This window comes from Micromonospora sp. IBHARD003 (genome assembly GCF_056106285.1).
Map to the genome: position 1 here is coordinate 4,363,607 of NZ_JBWBBX010000001.1, position 16,491 is coordinate 4,380,097.

20 protein-coding genes are annotated in these 16,491 nt (G+C 65.9%); 13 read left to right on the forward strand and 7 right to left on the reverse strand.

Features of this window, described 5'->3' with window-relative positions; genetic code table 11:
• Nucleotides 1-27: 27 nt before the first annotated feature.
• The 5 genes from ACTWOL_RS19435 (at nt 28) to ACTWOL_RS19455 (ending at nt 4,165) form a co-directional block, all read left to right on the forward strand.
• Complete coding sequence (locus tag ACTWOL_RS19435; protein ID WP_474298010.1) at nt 28-1,884, forward strand: DNA polymerase; 1,857 nt, start codon at nt 28-30, stop codon at nt 1,882-1,884.
• A gap of 396 nt (nt 1,885-2,280) precedes the next feature.
• Complete coding sequence (locus ACTWOL_RS19440; RefSeq protein WP_474298011.1) at nt 2,281-3,084, forward strand: sigma factor; 804 nt, start codon at nt 2,281-2,283, stop codon at nt 3,082-3,084.
• Nucleotides 3,081-3,245, forward strand: a complete 165-nt coding sequence (locus ACTWOL_RS19445) for a hypothetical protein (RefSeq protein WP_474298012.1) — start codon at nt 3,081-3,083, stop codon at nt 3,243-3,245. Before ACTWOL_RS19440 ends, ACTWOL_RS19445 begins: the two co-directional genes overlap by 4 nt.
• Nucleotides 3,246-3,267: 22 nt before the next feature.
• Entirely contained in the window at nt 3,268-3,513 is a 246-nt protein-coding gene (locus ACTWOL_RS19450) for a hypothetical protein (RefSeq protein ID WP_474298013.1), read from the forward strand.
• A 469-nt stretch (nt 3,514-3,982) separates the two neighbouring features.
• Nucleotides 3,983-4,165, forward strand: a complete 183-nt coding sequence (locus ACTWOL_RS19455) for a hypothetical protein (protein ID WP_474298014.1) — start codon at nt 3,983-3,985, stop codon at nt 4,163-4,165.
• A 413-nt stretch (nt 4,166-4,578) separates the two neighbouring features.
• Here the strand turns inward: ACTWOL_RS19455 and ACTWOL_RS19460 are convergent, their stop codons facing one another.
• The gene (locus ACTWOL_RS19460) at nt 4,579-4,788 is read right to left on the reverse strand and encodes a DUF397 domain-containing protein (protein WP_474298015.1); all 210 of its coding nucleotides are present in this window, start codon (nt 4,786-4,788) and stop codon (nt 4,579-4,581) included.
• The gene (locus tag ACTWOL_RS19465; RefSeq protein ID WP_474298016.1) at nt 4,785-5,615 is read right to left on the reverse strand and encodes a Scr1 family TA system antitoxin-like transcriptional regulator; all 831 of its coding nucleotides are present in this window, start codon (nt 5,613-5,615) and stop codon (nt 4,785-4,787) included. Before ACTWOL_RS19465 ends, ACTWOL_RS19460 begins: the two co-directional genes overlap by 4 nt.
• A gap of 136 nt (nt 5,616-5,751) precedes the next feature.
• On the opposite strand from ACTWOL_RS19465, the gene ACTWOL_RS19470 reads away from it, so the two are divergent.
• The 8 genes from ACTWOL_RS19470 (at nt 5,752) to ACTWOL_RS19505 (ending at nt 10,244) form a co-directional block, all read left to right on the forward strand.
• Complete coding sequence (locus ACTWOL_RS19470; protein ID WP_474298017.1) at nt 5,752-5,994, forward strand: hypothetical protein; 243 nt, start codon at nt 5,752-5,754, stop codon at nt 5,992-5,994.
• A complete protein-coding gene (locus tag ACTWOL_RS19475) occupies nt 5,991-6,131 on the forward strand; it encodes a hypothetical protein (RefSeq protein ID WP_474298018.1) in 141 nt (46 codons plus the stop codon). The genes ACTWOL_RS19470 and ACTWOL_RS19475 overlap by 4 nt, the downstream gene beginning before the upstream one ends.
• Entirely contained in the window at nt 6,131-6,418 is a 288-nt protein-coding gene (locus ACTWOL_RS19480; protein ID WP_474298019.1) for a DUF7848 domain-containing protein, read from the forward strand. Before ACTWOL_RS19475 ends, ACTWOL_RS19480 begins: the two co-directional genes overlap by 1 nt.
• Nucleotides 6,419-6,690: 272 nt before the next feature.
• Nucleotides 6,691-6,858: a hypothetical protein gene (locus ACTWOL_RS19485; RefSeq protein WP_474298020.1), complete on the forward strand. Its 168-nt coding sequence runs from the start codon at nt 6,691-6,693 to the stop codon at nt 6,856-6,858.
• Between the two features lie 71 nt (nt 6,859-6,929).
• On the forward strand, nt 6,930-8,075 hold the full coding sequence (locus ACTWOL_RS19490) for a radical SAM protein (RefSeq protein WP_474298021.1): 1,146 nt from the start codon (nt 6,930-6,932) through the stop codon (nt 8,073-8,075).
• Complete coding sequence (locus ACTWOL_RS19495) at nt 8,072-8,239, forward strand: hypothetical protein (protein WP_474298022.1); 168 nt, start codon at nt 8,072-8,074, stop codon at nt 8,237-8,239. Before ACTWOL_RS19490 ends, ACTWOL_RS19495 begins: the two co-directional genes overlap by 4 nt.
• A gap of 86 nt (nt 8,240-8,325) precedes the next feature.
• Nucleotides 8,326-9,132, forward strand: coding sequence for a hypothetical protein (locus ACTWOL_RS19500; RefSeq protein WP_474298023.1), 807 nt, complete (start codon nt 8,326-8,328; stop codon nt 9,130-9,132).
• 80 nt (nt 9,133-9,212) lie between these two features.
• Nucleotides 9,213-10,244, forward strand: coding sequence for an NAD(P)H-quinone oxidoreductase (locus ACTWOL_RS19505; RefSeq protein WP_474298024.1), 1,032 nt, complete (start codon nt 9,213-9,215; stop codon nt 10,242-10,244).
• 98 nt (nt 10,245-10,342) lie between these two features.
• On the opposite strand, the gene ACTWOL_RS19510 is transcribed toward ACTWOL_RS19505, so the two are convergent.
• The 5 genes from ACTWOL_RS19510 to ACTWOL_RS19530 form a co-directional block, all read right to left on the reverse strand.
• Nucleotides 10,343-10,876 (reverse strand): bacterial proteasome activator family protein, encoded by a 534-nt coding sequence (locus tag ACTWOL_RS19510; protein ID WP_474301201.1) that lies wholly within the window; start codon nt 10,874-10,876, stop codon nt 10,343-10,345.
• 144 nt (nt 10,877-11,020) lie between these two features.
• Nucleotides 11,021-13,849, reverse strand: coding sequence for an ABC transporter permease (locus tag ACTWOL_RS19515; RefSeq protein WP_474298025.1), 2,829 nt, complete (start codon nt 13,847-13,849; stop codon nt 11,021-11,023).
• Complete coding sequence (locus ACTWOL_RS19520) at nt 13,846-14,613, reverse strand: ABC transporter ATP-binding protein (RefSeq protein ID WP_474298026.1); 768 nt, start codon at nt 14,611-14,613, stop codon at nt 13,846-13,848. Before ACTWOL_RS19520 ends, ACTWOL_RS19515 begins: the two co-directional genes overlap by 4 nt.
• A 105-nt stretch (nt 14,614-14,718) precedes the next feature.
• Nucleotides 14,719-15,330: a PadR family transcriptional regulator gene (locus ACTWOL_RS19525; RefSeq protein WP_474298027.1), complete on the reverse strand. Its 612-nt coding sequence runs from the start codon at nt 15,328-15,330 to the stop codon at nt 14,719-14,721.
• Between the two features lie 120 nt (nt 15,331-15,450).
• Nucleotides 15,451-16,272, reverse strand: a complete 822-nt coding sequence (locus ACTWOL_RS19530) for a hypothetical protein (protein WP_474298028.1) — start codon at nt 16,270-16,272, stop codon at nt 15,451-15,453.
• Nucleotides 16,273-16,491 lie beyond the last annotated feature (219 nt).

A 16,491-nucleotide genomic window follows, 5' to 3' on the forward strand; every position in this document is an offset into this window, starting at 1 on the left:
TGGCCTCTCTGCGTCTAAGGGGGGAAAGTGCTGACCTACCGGCACGCCGTTGCCGATGACGTGGCGAACGTCCACGTACCGGCCACACTGCAAGAGCTTGACGCATTCCTGGAATGGGCGCGTCTGGCCAGCGCGCGCGGACCTGTTGCGCTGGACACCGAAACCAGTGGGCTTGATGTGTTCGCGGACGGCTACCGTCTTCGTACCGTCCAGTTCGGAGACGCGCACGACGCGTGGGTAATCCACTGGGAAAAGGGTGGCCATTTCCGCCGCGCTGCCATGGAAGCGCTGACGAAGGTTCGGCGCTTTCTGATTCACAATGCTGCCTTTGACTGGCTGGTCCTGGACCAGTGCGCGGGCATCCGGCTGGAAGACCTTGCGCCCCGCACGCGCGATACGCGCGTAATGGCTGCGCTTGTGGATCCGCGCCAACCCCAGGAAGGCGGCATTGGGACCGGCCTCAAGCCCCTTTCGGCGTACTACGTAGACCGGACTGCCCCGGATACGCAAGGGGACCTCACGGCCGTCTTCAGGGGGCTTGGACTCACCAAGGCAAACGGCTTTGCCCGAATCCCTTTGGAGCACCCCACATACAACCTGTACGCCGGACTGGACGTGATTCTCACGGCCCGGCTGGAACCGTGCCTTGCCGGTGAACTTGAACGGTTGGGGGTGCGTGCTCGGTTGGTCGAGTACGAGCACGAGATATCCCGGATCTGTGCGCACATGCAGCGCAAGGGAATGGTTCTTGACCGTGCGTTCACGCTTGAGCTGGATTCGGCCCTTTCCCATGACGCGAACGAGAACGCCGAAGTGGCAGCCCGGTACGGCGTCGAGTCGGTCAACTCCACAAGGCAGATTGCGGAAGCGCTCAGCGGCATGGGGGAGGTGCTTACAGAGCGAACAGCAAGCGGGGCCGTCAAGGTCGACAAGGCCATATTGCTTGCACTGGCCGACATGGACTTGCAGTGGAAGCGGCTAGGTGTCCGTACCCCTAACCCGCTGGCCGAGGCTGTGTTGCGGAGCAAGCGCGCGGGCAAGTGGCGTTCCGCGTATGCGGAGACGTTTCTAGAGACCGTGGACGCCTCCGGCAGGGTGCATCCCTTCGTGAATTCATTGGCCGCACGCACGGGCCGCATGAGTGTCACCCGTCCCGCGCTTCAGACGCTTCCGTCATCGGATCAGATGATCCGGCGTTGCCTTCTCGCTGACGAAGGTCACGTCATGGTGAGCACTGACTTTCAGGCCGTGGAAATGCGGGTATTGGCAGCGCTCGCCGACGTACGCCGGATGAAAGAAGGCTTCCAGGCTGGTGGCACGGAATTCGATATCCACATGTTCACAGCCCAGCTCATCAAGGGCGAGTCCGCCACCGACAAGGACCGGAAACTCTACAAGGGCGCGGGATTCGGCAAGGTCTACGGCGGTGGCATTTCCACGCTGGCCAGGCAGACCGGAGCAACCGAAGAGGAGATCAAGAGAGCCGTCACGGCCTATGACCGCATCTTCCCGGAGATCCGCCGCGCGTCGGCTCGCTGGCAGCGTGAGGCGCGAGCAACCGGCATGGTTACCGTGTCGGCCACCGGTAGGCGCATGCCATTGGATCGCGACAGGGCATATGCCGTCGTGAACTACCAATGCCAAAGCGCCGCACGGGACTTGCTTGGGCAAGCTCTCTTGAATGCCGAGAGCGTCGGTCTTCTCGACGCAATGCGTTTGCCGATCCATGACGAAATCCTCGCGTCGGTACCCGCCCGCGAAGCGGCCGACTATGCGCGGGAGTTCGAGAAGGCAATGACCTTTGACCTGTTCGGAGTTCCCATTGTGGCTACGGCCGAAGTTGGCGGACGGTCATGGGGCTCGCTGTACGGCGCTGACTACTAGGCACCGCGTCACGTGACTCGGTGCTCCGTTATCAGTCCGTTACCCGACTCATCCCAGCGGACGAGATCAGGCGCGCCCCTGTCCTCCCTCCGAACGGTGCGTCAAAACGCCTCCGCATCGAAAAACAACCTCCCAAAAGACAAGCGGTCTTACCCTCCACTAACTCCATTGGAGCTGTCCGCTTTCCCGCATTGAGTAGCCGTCACGCCACGACGACGGCAATGCGCAAGCCCCGTCCGAAGCGTTCCGGACGGGGCTTTGCCATGCCCCCGCATGTCCTGACGCACGACCCCATTTCAGGGTCATCGGTCTTGCGCTTGCTCTGCCCCGTTCCGGGCAACCCTTGCGCTCCCAAGCGGAGTGCAAACACGCCACGGAACACGCGGAGCACTCCCAATGATCGACCTTTCCGAAGCTCAGATTGCCGCTGCCAAGGACAATGAGCTTGAAGCCATCACGGCAATCGTCAACGCCACCGAAGAACGCGTCACGCAACTCGCGTGGAAGTACGCAACGGGCGGCGGACGCACTGATCACACCCTTGCAGAAGACCTAGCCCAAGTCGGCCGCATAGCCATCTGGGAAGGGCTCAGGCGGTTCAACGGCCACACTGTTGCTGAGTTCTTCTCGTTCATTGACCGGACCCTCAAGGGGGCCATGAGCGACAGCCGCAAGGAGGAGACCCGCCAAGGGGTTTCCCGCTCCGTGGCAGCGGCATTTGAGCGCGCACTCTCCATGGCCGACGGTGACCCGCACCAAGCCGAATGGCTGGCCACCACCCAGGAAGCCATGGGCGACCGACGACTCAGCGCAGATACCGCCTACGCGGCACGTTTGAGCTACCAGGGCGTTCACTACCTTGACGCTCCCATTGGCGAGACGGATACCGGGGAGAGCATCACCCTTGCCGACCGCCTTGCCGTTGAGGCCGAAGTGCCTGCCGATCTGCTTGAGCCGAATGACTTCGCGCGAGAGCGCAGCAAGCAGACCGGCATCAAAGTACGCAGGACCCTTTCCCGCTTGGGTGAGCAGCAGCGAACCGTACTCATGGCGCTTACCGGCATCGTGCCCGTTGACTACTACGGCGCGGAACGGGACGACGAACTCTCGCGCGACTACGGAATACCGCTTCATCAAGTCCGGGTCGTCCGCAGCAAGGCCAAAGACCGCTTCGCGGAAGCCTGGACGGCAGCGGCGTGAAGTTCTCAACCGTCGACGGCGGAACCGTTGAAGTGATTCGCGTTGGCCTGGAATTCGATTTCCACATGCGTAATGCCGCTGGCCGCACCGTCGCCACTGTGCGCATGAACTCCGATCATGCCTATTGGCTCATGCAGGAACTTGAAGACCTCAACCCCTGAAGGAGAAACCCCAATGCTTAAGGTGACCCAGGAGACCAAGGCCACCCTTGCCGCCTGCAATGGCGGTCGCGTGCTGACGTGGCACAACGACAAGGAACGGGGCCTGTTGAGCGTCGCCGTGCCGGGGGATCGCGCCAAGCTGACCCCCACTGAAATGCGCAACCTTGCCGCATGGCTGATAGATGCCGCCAAGGCCATTGAGGCACCGGACCGCACGCCGCTCCGTACCGCCACACTCCGCACCGAGGATCGCGTGTCGCGCTGGTGACCACCGAGTCACGTGACGCGGTGACTGTTTGATCAGAGTTGAGCCCCCGTCAGAAATGGCGGGGGCATTTTTGTGTTTACGGACTTTCGCGCGCGGACTGCGGACGCACGAAAGGGGCAAATGGTTGTACGGAAGGACCTGTGAATATGCCCAGAATTCACAGGTTTAGGCGAGTGCGCACAGAGGTGACTTATGTCATCCTTGGCGATCGCTGTACGCATAGGTGACGGGGTGTCAAGAACTGAGTAAGAGATCGCTACCGAAAATCGGACAAGTGTTCTACAGTTACTCAATGACTACGCACAGTGCTGGTGACGTGCTGGTGTCAGTGTGGGTGCCTACGCTGGGGGACAACCGGCTGACGTGGCATCCGTGCCCTGATCTGCCGTCGCCACTGGGGGAGGAACGCATCACGATGTGCAACGACGTGACCGCCATTTTGCGTGCGCAAGGCACGCTTACAGCGCGAGTGCTGAGGAGCCAATTCCACGGCTTCCGGCTGCTCCTGCGCACTGCTGGCGGTCGCGCCCTGGTCGGCTCTAGCGAGTGGTACGCCAGTCCCGAGACGGGGGCCTACCTGCCCTACCCGGGCGGCGTGTGGTCGGCCTGTGACTACGGCATCCACCACCACCAGGAGACGACCCACGCTTGATCGCACTACGCACCACCGCCCGGGATCCGGGCAGCACCACCAAGGGGGAACCACCGATGACCTGTCGTCCAACTCAACGCGCTCTCAACGCCGTTACAGCCGTCTCGCTGGGCGCTCTCTGGTTACTGCTGCTGGCGGTCGTCGGCGCCGGACGCAGCGTGCCTGCTACCCCTGGTGGGCTGAGTGATCAGCCTGATCGGTCACCGGCCGTCCGTACTGGTCGGCGCGCTAGAACGGATCCTCCTCGGGGTCTCTGGCTAGCTACTGCGCGTAGGGCGAAGGTGGGCGCGATGTCCGAGTTGCCTGGCTTGGAAATCGCCAGCTCCGCCTGAAATTTCACTCACGGTGACGGAAGCCCCGCTATTCCACTGGGGATGGAATAGCGGGGCCATGGGTCGAAACGGAGTAGGGCGTCAGCCGCAAGCCTTGGCGAACGCCACCAGTCCGGCGAAGCTCTGAGGGGTCAGGTTCAGGTGAGGACCGTTCGGGTCCTTGGAGTCACGGACCAGAACTTCGCCCGTGGCCCGCGCGTGATCCGGTGCCCACTCGACGCACTGGCCCTCGCCTCCGCTGTAGGTGCTTGCGACCCATCGCAGGTGCTCGGGGCCGAGAGTCTTGCTCATTTCGCGTGGTCCTCCATGATCTTACGGATCAGGGCTAGCGACTTCTCTTCGGAGAGTGCTGCCATGCGTAGCCGGTCGAACATGCCAACTGCCGCACTCACCACGCTCGGTGTCTCGTCCACCTGTCCGCCGTGGGTTGGCGTCTCGGTGTAGACCGCGTGGGGCGTACCGTCCGACGAGAGCAGCGTAAAGGGCAAGTTGGACGGAGCGGCACCCGCGTCGTAGGGAAGCACCTGAAGGATCACATGGGGCGACTGCATAAGCACGATGAGGTGTTCAAGCTGCGCCACCATCACGGAGCGGCCCCCTACCCGGGTACGCAACACGGCCTCGTGCACGATGACCCAAAGTAGCGGCGGATCCTCGCGCTCTAGGACAGCCTGACGGCGCATACGCAACTCGACACGCGTCTTGATCTGCTCTTCGGTCTCACGTGGGAAGGCTGCCCGCATGACTGCCGCCGCGTACTCAGGCGTTTGCAGCAGGCCCATGAGGAACGTGCACGAGTAGTCCGTAACGCCGCTGGCGGCTTCCTCCAGCGTGATGTACGGGACGAACCAGTCTGGGTGCCCCTGTTGGCTCAGCCGGTTTCGCAACCGCCTGTAGAACCCGGGTGTTCGGCCTACCCGGTCCATGGCCATGGCGAACGCTTCCGAGGCCAGCACGGCACCGCTTTCGCACTTGCTGACTTGGGACTGTGTGAAGTGCAGCTCATCCGCAAAGGCCACTTGCGAGAGGCCAAGTGCTTCTCTAAGTGCGGCTACCTCTCCTCCGAAGTAGGCAGCAGCGTTTGCGGGCTCATGCCCTTGATCGGCTCCTTCGCTCATGCGTTCAACTCCCTTTTATTCCGCTGCCGTTGGAATGGCGTCAGACCTGTTGAGCGTACGCGCCCATGGTGATGCTGAGTGTGCGGAACGTAAGTACCCGCCCCACACGGGACCGACGGCAGTACGCGGAGTGGTCATGGCAGCGAGAAGGACGACGCAGACGGCAGACAACCGGATCAAGGAGGGGGAGAGCGCGCGTGACGAGCTGCTGGCCGCACTCGCGGCGGCAGGGGTCACGCTTCCGTCCGTACGGCTGGACCCGTGCGCCTATGCCGACCCCGGTTCGCACGTGCTGATCGAGCTCGGTCGTTGCAACGTCGACACGGCCCGCGCCCTCACGGCCGCACTGCTCGCAGGAACACCGGAGGCAGCGCGGTGACCGCCGACGCCCCCGAGCGCCCCACCACAGCCGCCGACCAGGACCAGGGGGCGACGACGGTTGAAGCGCTGGCCCAACGTGTGACCGAGCTGACGACGGCAATCGAAGAGCACTTCAAGAAGCTGGGGAAGCAGTAATGCGCGAGCGGTACGGGTTTCGGAAATTCAGCGTTGAGGAGGATCACGAGCCTGACGGAGAACTCCGCACTGCCGCAATGGAATGCGTGGTGTGCGGAGAATCCGGGCCGACTGTGGACGTGGCGAAGGAACGAATTCCAGAGGCTGACGTGAAGGCGGCAAAGGCAGCCTTGGAGGCGGCTGCCGACTGGGTCTCGGGGCACAGAAACGCCAACTGGGACCACCTGACATACCGGCTCAAGGTCACCGTGCCATACCGCGTGGTTCCGGGGGAGTGGCAGCGATGAGCGCGCCTTTAGACGGCTATTGGTGTGAGGTGGTGGCCTACTACCCAGATGGCGGCATGGAATGGTTCCTAGGCGGCTACCGAGCAACTAGCCCAAGGCTTGCCGTGCGATGGCTGAGAGGTCAAGCGCTACGGCTCGCGAACGCCCTAGACCCAATTCCGGGAGTGGGGCCGTGGCCGCCTGATGCGCTACAAGAGGCAGACTCGAAGGCTCCAAACCCGGGCCACATCCTTCGGAAGTGGGCAGGCGATCAGCGTGCCCAGGATTGGCAAATGGCGGAACTCGTAGACGGTCGTCCTTTCTCTGTCATGTCGGGTGGTCCGGACAGATTGATGGGCCGGTTTGATCTCGATCTCTACTACGCGCTTGAGGCTCGCCCCATGGTGCGCAGTTTCCTAACCGACTGGCGATTGCAGGAAGTCGCTCACGCGGCAGCCTGATCGTCTATCAGACTCCCATCCCTGCCAAAGACCGAAGAGGCTCCCCCCTCCTATTCGAAGTCTCGGCAGGGATGGGCACCAACCCGGAGGGTCACATGCACCAGGTGATTGCAAGCCCGCAGGGCACGAAGTTCGTCATTGTGCGCCCCGGTGCGCGTAAGGGAATGCAGATCCCGCACGCCATGCACACTGAGTTAGCCGGTGCCGTGGACGACCACCAGGAGGTGCCCGGGTGGCTTGCAAACGCTGCCCGCCAAGCCTGGGAAATCGACCTAGCGGGAAAGCCCGCCCGAGGCAATGTCCTGGTGCGTCACCTCACGCCCTTGAACTACGCCCGCGCTACGTGGGAAATCAACAAGGGATGCAACTTCAACTGTGAACACTGCTACCTGGCAGAGCGGAAGTTCGAGGGGCTGCCGCGTGACGGGAAAGACCGGCTCCTCTTCATGCTCCGGGACGCTGGCGTGTTATGGCTGCAATTTACGGGTGGAGAGCCAACCATTGACCGTGACTTCGCGCACTCGTACCGGCAGGCGTACGCGCTCGGAATGCTGATCGAGATTCTTACCAACGGATCTCGACTGCACCGACCCGAAACCATCGAACTCTTTTCCTCAATGCCGCCGCACAAGGTCAAGGTGTCGCTGTACGGCGCGAGCGCGGAAAGCTTCGATTCGCTGACCCGCAAGCCAGGCTCTTTCAAGCTGCTCATGAAGGGACTGAAAGCAGCCAAAGAAGCTGATGTGTCGATCGAACTCACGTTGATCGTCACCAAGCACAACGCGCATGAAGTAGAGGCCATGCGGGAGATTGCCGGTATGTACGCGACAGGGTTCACCGAGTACGCGAACATCTCGCCCACCTACGACGGAAACTCTGACCCGCTTTCCGCACAGGCCATGGCGTATCTGGACAAGACCCAGATCTTTAAGGGATGCCCGGCGGGACACACGTTCTTCCACGTGGACCCCCACGGATTCGCCACCATGTGCAAGATCGGCCGAGAGAACCCCATCAGCCTTATGGCTGAGGGACTTGACGGCCTTCTGCGTCTGCCCGCTATCGCAGACGCCCAAATGCTTCGCTCCGGTGGCTGCACCGGCTGTCAGCTCTCGGCAACCTGCCGTGTCTGTCGGCCGCTAGCAAAGGCATATCAGGCAGCGAAGGCACCACTGATCACCTACTGCCAACACGGAAATGGAGACGAATCAGCATGAGCGCTGTAGCCGTAGAGATCGAGCCCCGACCCACGAACCTGTTCCTGGTCCCGACTGGCCTGCCGACGGCCCCGGAACCGGCCGGACTGGTCATCGTGGACGACGTCGAGTCGCTGACCGACGGAACCACGCCGGGTTGCGGCGACGACAACCCGTACCAGTAACACACACGCGTAAGTCTCCGTGCGGGCTTCGCGGCGTTCACTCGCTGCGGGGTCCGCACGGCCCGTTCCATGAGAGTCTGAGGACCGTGGCAACTGAACGAATGTCATTCGATGATCTACCCCCCGCCGTACTGGCAGGCGTCGAATCTCGCGCCGGGGAAATCCTCAAGACCGAAACGGTAAGCCGGGGATTCAACAGCGAAATCGCTGCGCGGGTGTTCACCGCGAACGGTGCGTTCTTTGTTAAAGGGCTTCGGTCGGACCATAGACGCGTGTGGACGCAGCGCCGAGAAGCTGAAGTCAACCCGTACCTTCGAGGGATCGCGCCTGCCCTTCGCTGGCAGATGGAAGACGCCGGGTGGGTGCTCTTGGGCTTTGAAGCCCTCAACGGCCACCACGCCGACTACTCCCCAGGATCGCCAGACCTGCCAAAGGTGGCCGATCTGCTGTGCCGTCTGGGGGGAGTCGACTGCCCTGATGTCGAGTTGCGGCAGATGGAACAGCGCCTTGGGGCCTACGCCGCTAAGCCGTCTGATCTCGCCTACTTCGCGGGCAACTCGCTGGTTCACACGGACCTGAACAACGAGAACGTCATGGTGGACGGCCCTGCCTACCTCGTTGACTGGGCATGGGCATCACGCGGCGCGGCATGGCTGGACGCTGCCTACTGGGTGGTCTGGCTCATGGCAGCAGGCAGCCACGAACCCCGGTCGGCAGAATCCTGGGCTGGACGAATTCCGGCGTGGAGCACAGCAGCCCCGGAAGCCGTCATGGCCTTCGCGCTGGCGACCGTGAATGTGTGGGAAGAAATCGCGGGTGACGACCCGGACCCGTGGACGGCCGGAATCCGGGATGCCTCCCGCCGCTGGGCGGAGTACCGGAAGACCGCCTGAGCCCGCCCCTGTACTGGCCCCGCCTGTGTGCTGCCCCCGTGGTGCATAGGCGGGGCCTTCGTCGTGGGTAGCTTGGCGTCATGAAGGCAATCACGATCACCGAACCGGGCGGCCCCGAAGTCCTCACGTGGACGGATGTCCCGGATCCCGTTCCGGGGCCGGGGGAAATCCTCATCGACGTGGCGGCAAGCGCCGTAAACCGGGCAGACCTACTCCAGCGGCAGGGCTTCTACGATCCTCCCCCCGGCGCGTCTCCCTATCTGGGCTTGGAGTGCTCCGGGCACGTGGCGGCACTTGGGGAGGGCGTACAGGGGTGGGAAGTCGGTCAGCCGGTGTGCGCGCTGCTGAGCGGTGGAGGGTACGCCGAAAAGGTGGCTGTGCCCGCTGGCCTGGTGCTTCCTGTCCCAGACGGTGTCTCCGTGGTGGACGCTGCGTCGTTGCCCGAAGTTACCGCGACCGTATGGTCTAACCTCTTCATGGGTGGGGGTACCGCCACAAGCTCCAACGTGTTCATGCTGGCTCATCTGCGGCCGGGCGAGACGGTGTTGGTGCACGGTGGGGCGAGCGGAATCGGCACGATGGCGATCCAGCTCGGCAAGGCGGTGGGCGCGAAGGTGGCGGTGACCGCGGGCGGTCCGGAGAAGCTGCGCCGCTGTGCGGAACTCGGCGCGGACCTCCTGATCGACTACCGCGAGCAGGACTTCGTGGAGGAGGTCAGGGCGGGGACCGGGGGCGTCGGTGCGGACGTCATCCTCGACATCATCGGAGCGAAGTACCTGGACCGGAATGTGCGCGCGCTGGCCGTGAACGGACGGCTTGCGGTGATCGGGCTGCAGGGCGGTGTGAAGGGGGAGTTGAACCTCGGGGCGCTGCTGGGCAAGCGGGCCGCGGTGATGGCGACGTCGCTGCGGGGGCGTCCGCTGCACGAGAAGACGGCGATCGTGGCGGCGGTCCGGGAGCACGTCTGGCCGCTGCTGGCGGCCGGGACCGTACGCCCCGTGGTGGACCGCCTCCTGCCGATGACCGAGGCTCCCGAGGCGCACCGCACGCTGGACTCGGGTGCCCATGTGGGCAAGGTGCTGCTGGTCGCGCCCTCGGCCGCCCGGGACTGAACCGAACGCCACGACGGCTGGGTCCGCCCCCATGGGGAACGGGGCCCAGCCGTCGGCGCGTTCACGAGCCGTGAGGCCCTTAGGTCCTGTCCGGGCGGTCAGAGATACGGGCCGGAGCGGATCGCGCCGTGCGACACGTCGTCGTCGTCGGTGGGAGCGCCGGGCGGAAGCGCACGACGCATCTGCTCCAACTGGGCGCGCGCAGCCATCTGCTGGGCGAACAGTGCCGTCTGGATGCCGTGGAACAGCCCCTCCAGCCAGCCGACCAACTGGGCCTGTGCGATGCGCAGTTCGGCCTCCGAGGGAATCGCCTCGTCGGTGAACGGCAGGGAGAGGCGCTCGAGTTCCTCGACCAGCTCGGGAGCCAGTCCGTCCTCCAGCTCCTTGACCGAACCCCGGTGGATCTCCTTGAGCCTGACCCGGCTCGCCTCGTCCAGAGGAGCCGCCCGTACTTCTTCCAGCAGCTGCTTGATCATGCTGCCGATGCGCATGACCTTCGCCGGCTGTTCGACCATGTCCGTCACGGGGACCTCGCGAGACTCGTCGTCAGCGTGACCGCCGCCGAGCGACATCCCGTCCTGTCCCACGACGAGGACATGGGGCGTCTCCGGCGACCGTTCATTCCTCGGCATCTCCATGCAGCCATTCTCTCGCACGAGCACCTCTCCAGACGGTGTGCCCCCGTAGGAGCGTGATCCACCCTGGACGGGGGCACGGTCTCCTACGGGGGCACACGGCTTCATACGACGGTGAGCTCCGGCTCAGGTCGCCTCAGCTCAGGTTGCCTCCCGCCTGGCCAGGGCACCACGCGAGCGCGTGACCAGGGCCGCCAGGACCGCGGCGCCGACGGGCACCGCGACGAGCAGTGCGGCGAGAGTGCCCCACGGTACGACGATCGGCACGTCCGGGACGGCCTGGCCACCGCCCCATCCCTTGTCCAGGGCCGATTGGTACAACTCCATCTGCGTGCGCTCATCAGCGAGCAGCAGGCCGATCGAGGGCAGCACACCCGCCGCGGATCCGAGGATCACGCCCATGACCGCGACCACTCCGCACTGGAACCCGCTGAGGGTACGCCGCACCCGGGGCGGGGCGCCGACGGCGGCCAGCGTCTTCAGGTCCGCCTCGGCGTCCGCCTGGGCCAGTCCGGTGGCGATGCCGGCCGCACCGATGGTGATCAGCCCGGCGAAGACGGTCAGCGTCAGAAGGACGATGCCGGAATCCCCGGTGTAGCCGCTCTCGATGTAGAGGTCGGACTGCGTGCCCAGCTTGTCGAGGTCGCCCTCGAGCTTCTGGCGCTGCTCGGAGCTCGGGGCCCGGTCGATCGTGTAGTAGGCGCCGTAGGGGACCGAGGTGAGACCCGCGGCCTTCGCTGCGGACGGCGGGATGATCATGGAGATGCCGTAGGACTTGACCTTTCCGCTGACCTGGTAGGCGGACAGCGACTTCACCTTGCCAGGGGCTTCCTTGCCCTGGGCGGTGGCTTCGTCGGCCGCCTTGGTGTCGGTGATCAGACGGATGCCGACCGTGCCGTTCTTGTCGATGTTGCGCTTGTCGAACGAGACCGTCTTGCCCTCTGCCAGGGCCTTCGCCGCCGCCTGATCGTCGATGGCGAGGACCTTCAGCAGCTTTTCGTCGGCGACCAGCACCTCAAAGGAGTAGTCCTGACAGCGCCAGTCCTTGGCGAGTTCGCGGCGCTGGGCCACGGTGAACTTCTTTTCCGCTTCGACATTCGGACCGCCGGCCCACAGCGGGCACTCGTTCGCCTTCGGTACGGCGATCTCGAAGCGTCCACAGCCGGGGCTGTCGGCTTGCTTCGTGCACGGCTTCTTCCCGACGGTGATCCGGTCCACGTAGGCCTGCACGTCGATCGGCAGGTACTTCTGCACCGCGGATCGCGCCTGGGCGACATCGCGGCCACCGGGGCCGTCCACCAGCACGGACACTCCGTTGGTCGGAAGCATGGCCACATATGCGGCCTCTTTCTGGGCGTCCTGACTCGCCTGGTACGTGGCCACGGCGACGCTGCCCGCGACGGCGGCCAGTACCGCGGCCACCGCGGGAGCCGTGCGGCCCCGGTTGCGTACGGCGTCGCGCAGCGCGAGCCGCGGGGACAGGGGCAGCCAGCGGCCGACCCGGCCGAAGAGACCGACCAGCGCGGGGGTCATGGCCACCGCCCCCAGCTCCGCGATGGCGCTGCCGCCGCCGACGATGATCGCTTCGCTGGAGTAGAGCGAGCCGTACAGGGCGATCGCGGCGCCGAGCAGCACGGCGGCCAGGCCGACCGCCGGAAGTACGCGGCTGCTGCGGCGGACGCCCCGGCGCCCGGTGAGAGAGGCGAGAACGCTCTGCCGGGACGCGGTGATCGCCGGGACGATCGCCGAGAGCAGACCGGTGAGCACGGCGAGCAGCGCGATGCCGAGCAGTTCCAGCGGCCGGATGTCGAAGCTGCCGAAGCGCTGGCCTATGTAGCCCTCAAGCGTCGGGCGCAGAGCGTAGGTGAGGACCAGGCCCAGCAGCGTGCCGACGACGGCGGCAGCGAGGCCGATCACCAGACCGCCCGAGAGGACGATGGCCCGGATGTGCCGGCGGTCACCGCCGTTGGCGCCGACGAGCCCCAGCTGGCGGCGCGAGCGCCGGGCGCCGACGGCGAAAGCCGGTCCGGCGAGCAGACAGATCTCCAGCATGGCGAGGCCCACGACGGTGGCGGCCGCGGCGAGAGCCTTCTTGTCCGGGCCGGAGCTGCTCCCGAAGTCGCCGCGTTTCTGGAACAGGGGGACGTCCGACGCGGCGGGCGGATCGAGCTGTACGGCACGGGAGAAGACCGCTGCGCCCTTGGCGTTGGCTTCCTTGACCATGTTCCACGTGAAACCGCTCGGAACGCGGAGCAGATAGGCCACGTCCTTGGGAGCACCGGGCTGGTTGCTCGCCAGCAGAGCCTTGTCGAGCGGGTCGAGCAGGGCCCCGGGCAGCGCGTTGACCTGGTCGCTGTTGAGCTCTGCGGGGGCCTCGTACGAGCCGACGATCGTGTACTCGCGGTCGAGTCCGCGCGCCGACACCTTCGAGCCGACGCTCAGCCCGCTGGCCTCCAGGAAATGGGTGGTGGCGGCGACTTCGCCGGTGCTCTGCGGGTAGCGACCGCTGATCAGCGTCATGAGGCCGGCGGCCAGTGGATCGGTCGCCTTCAGCTCGCGGATCTCGGTGTGCAGCAGGCCGTGCGTAGTGCGCAGCTTGGCGGAACCGGTCGAGTCCTCCAGGAGCTTCGCACCGGCGGGGACGGCCTTCTTGAGTCCGATGTCACCCGCGGGCTCGGCCTTGCCGATGCCGTCTTCCTTGACAGGGGAAATGCTCTCGGCGTCGGGACTCTGGTAGAGGGCCTCACCGCCCATGCCGGCGCTGAAGATCCGGGCGTCCGCCGCGCCGATCTTCCGCTCGATTGTCTGCTCGGTGGAGAGCTCTGCGCTGCGGATGGTGAGATCGACGGCGCTCACACCGATGATGGGCAGCGCGATCATGGCGAGGACGAGGAAGCTGCGTCCCTTGGACCGGATGGCGTCGCGACGGGCGATGCGTATCGCTGCCCGCCAGGAGTGGTACCAGTTCACCGCTGGCCCGCCTGCCCGCTCAGCAGGGTGTCGGCGTTGCTGCGGACGGTCTGGTCGACGACAGCCCCGTCACGCAGGAAGACGACCCGGTCCGCCCATGCCGCGAAACGCGGCTCATGGGTGACGAGGACGCCGGCCGCGCCCGCGTCGCACCGGGTGCGCAGCAGCGAGAGGACGGACTCGCCGGTCTCGGAGTCCAGGGCACCGGTGGGCTCGTCGGCGAGGACGAGGCGGCGGTCGCCGACCAGGGCGCGGGCGACCGCCACACGCTGCTGCTGACCGCCGGACATCTCGTCGGGGAAGCGGTCGGCCAGATGGGCCAGGTCCATCTCCTCGAGCGCGGTGAGGGCCTCGGCACGGGCCCTGCGGGCGGGAGTGCCGTCGAGCTCACGGGGGAGGGCGACGTTCTCGGCGGCGGTGAGGGCCGGTATGAGGTTGTAGTCCTGGAAGACATAGCCGATGCTGCGGCGGCGCAGGGCGGCCAGGGTCTTGCGGTCGACGGCGGTGATGTCCGTGTTCTCGACGATCACCTGTCCGGAGGTGGGGGTGTCCAGACCGCCCGCGATGGTGAGCAGGGTGGACTTGCCGGAGCCGGACGGGCCCATGACGGCGACGAGTTCGCCCGGGTAGACCTCGAGGTCGATCCCGCGTAGGGCGTGCACTTCGGTGGCACCGCTGCCGTGGACGCGGGTCAGCCGACGCAGCTGGAGCACTGGCTGCTGTGACTGGTGTTGCTGGTGTTGCTGGTGTGATTTGTTGGACATGATGGGGGTCCCCCCTTGGGCGTACGCGCGGGTACGCGGACGGATGTGCGGAGCGGAACGAGCGGACGAGCGGGACGCGGGGCGGGCAGGACCTCGAGCCGGAGCTCAGCCCCGCCGCCAGGTGCGGTGTGCGGATGCCGGAGCGGGGGCGGGCGGGGGTACGGGCTCCGGCGGCAGGGGCGCCAGTGCGGAAAGCCGGATCAGCCTGGCCTCGCAGTGATCGAGCCAGCGTGCCTCGGCCTCGGTCTGGAAGATGAGCTGTTCCAGCACGAGCAGCCAGGCGACCTCGGCCCGGTCGGTGGGTTCGGTCTCCAGCGCCTTGGCCTTGAGACGGGTGTAGTCCTGCATCGCCTTCACGGTGTGCAGGCGCTGGGACTGGATGACGTCACGGATGTCGACCGTGGGTGTGCCGACCGCCATGGCGAGCTTGATGGACAGCTCGTCCCTGGCCGGGCTGGTGCGGTCGACGGGGCGTGCGTACCAGGACCGCAGCTCGGAACGCCCGGAGTCCGTGATGGCGTAGAGCGCGTGCCCTGCATCGTCCTCCCCGTCCTGGACGACCATGCCGTCACGCTCCAGCCGGCTCAGGGTCGTATAGACCTGGCCGACGTTGAGCGGCCAGGTGGCTCCCGTGTGGGACTCGAACTCCGTGCGGAGCTGAGAGCCGTAACAGGGGCCTCGTTCGAGTAGGGCGAGAAGGCCGTGGCGGATCGACATACTCAGTATGTATACCGAGTATGCCCGCGTGGACAACCGACCTGAGGGGGATCCCGGGGGTAGGTCGTACGGAGGACGGTGGTCCCTGTGGCGGGGCACCGGGTCCGCTCCGGACGGGCCTCAGTGGCGGCGAAGCCGTAGGCCTATGTAGCCGAGACCCAGCCCCATCAGTGCGAATCCGGTTCCCAGCGTCAGCGACGGAATGCGTCGCTCCGGCGTCTCGGCGTCCGCCTGTGGTGCCGCCTTGCCGACGACGGCCGGAACAGGTGTGACGGGCGTCACTGGAGCGGCGGGTGGGACGGGAGCGGCCGGTGGGATGGGAGCGAAGGAGGGGGCGGGGTGTTGTGAAGGCGGTGATATCGGCGGCGACACGGGGGCGAAGGGTGCGGGAGGGTTCGCCTTCTCCGGGGCAGGGAGCTCGGGCTCATCAGCCTGTGCCGGTTCGTCCGGTCGCACCGGCGATATGGACGCCGTCCCGGGGGGCGGGGTCCCGCGGCCGGGGTGCCGGCGTCCTTCGGCGGCTTCGCGGCCCGCCAGCGAGGGAGAAGGATCCGGCGGGCGCGCCACCCGGGCCGGATGCTCCTCGCGCGGATCCCGGACGCCGCTCTGCGGGCCTTCCTGGCGGGGCTCCTTGTCGTCCTGCACGTACTGTCCGTGCTGCGGCGGCTGCTGGTGCCGCCCGAAATGCTGCGGCGACTGCGGTGAGTGCGGCGACTGCGGTGACTGCACGGGATGCGCGTGCCGCTCGTACTGCTGGTCCCTGCGGGGCTGTTGCGGCCGGCCGTCGTACCGCTGCCCGGCGTCCCGGCCGCCCTGTCCGCCCGGGCGGTCGGCGATCTGCCGCCCACTGGCGTACGCCGCGTCGGCGACGGGCGTGGCCAGCACCATGGCGGCGAGGGCCGCCATGGCGGGTGCGCAGTGCGTGCGGAGCTTCGGAGTCACTGAGTGACCCCCTCCCATGCCGTATCGCCGAGCAAGCGAAGACCGAGAAGCCGAGAGACGGAGAAGCCGAGAGACAAGAGACGCAGAGAGACAAGAGACGCAGAGAGGCCGAGAGCCCAAGAAGCCGAGCAGTGAGCACCGGGACACCCCAGCGCGGGAGACCCGGAACTCGACAAGCCGGAACTCGACAAACCGGAACTCGACAAACCGGAACTCGAC

Bases quoted from the DNA above. Each gene is read 5' to 3' on its own strand.
- ACTWOL_RS19480 (WP_474298019.1), top strand. From the start codon at position 6,131: ATGCGCGAGCGGTACGGGTTTCGGAAATTCAGCGTTGAGGAGGATCAC.
- ACTWOL_RS19510 (WP_474301201.1), bottom strand. From the start codon at position 10,876: ATGCCGAGGAATGAACGGTCGCCGGAGACGCCCCATGTCCTCGTCGTG.
- ACTWOL_RS19485 (WP_474298020.1), top strand. From the start codon at position 6,691: ATGGCGGAACTCGTAGACGGTCGTCCTTTCTCTGTCATGTCGGGTGGT.
- ACTWOL_RS19495 (WP_474298022.1), top strand. From the start codon at position 8,072: ATGAGCGCTGTAGCCGTAGAGATCGAGCCCCGACCCACGAACCTGTTC.
- ACTWOL_RS19505 (WP_474298024.1), top strand. From the start codon at position 9,213: ATGAAGGCAATCACGATCACCGAACCGGGCGGCCCCGAAGTCCTCACG.
- ACTWOL_RS19525 (WP_474298027.1), bottom strand. From the start codon at position 15,330: ATGTCGATCCGCCACGGCCTTCTCGCCCTACTCGAACGAGGCCCCTGT.
- ACTWOL_RS19470 (WP_474298017.1), top strand. From the start codon at position 5,752: ATGGCAGCGAGAAGGACGACGCAGACGGCAGACAACCGGATCAAGGAG.
- ACTWOL_RS19465 (WP_474298016.1), bottom strand. From the start codon at position 5,615: ATGAGCGAAGGAGCCGATCAAGGGCATGAGCCCGCAAACGCTGCTGCC.
- ACTWOL_RS19460 (WP_474298015.1), bottom strand. From the start codon at position 4,788: ATGAGCAAGACTCTCGGCCCCGAGCACCTGCGATGGGTCGCAAGCACC.
- ACTWOL_RS19520 (WP_474298026.1), bottom strand. From the start codon at position 14,613: ATGTCCAACAAATCACACCAGCAACACCAGCAACACCAGTCACAGCAG.
- ACTWOL_RS19440 (WP_474298011.1), top strand. From the start codon at position 2,281: ATGATCGACCTTTCCGAAGCTCAGATTGCCGCTGCCAAGGACAATGAG.
- ACTWOL_RS19490 (WP_474298021.1), top strand. From the start codon at position 6,930: ATGGGCACCAACCCGGAGGGTCACATGCACCAGGTGATTGCAAGCCCG.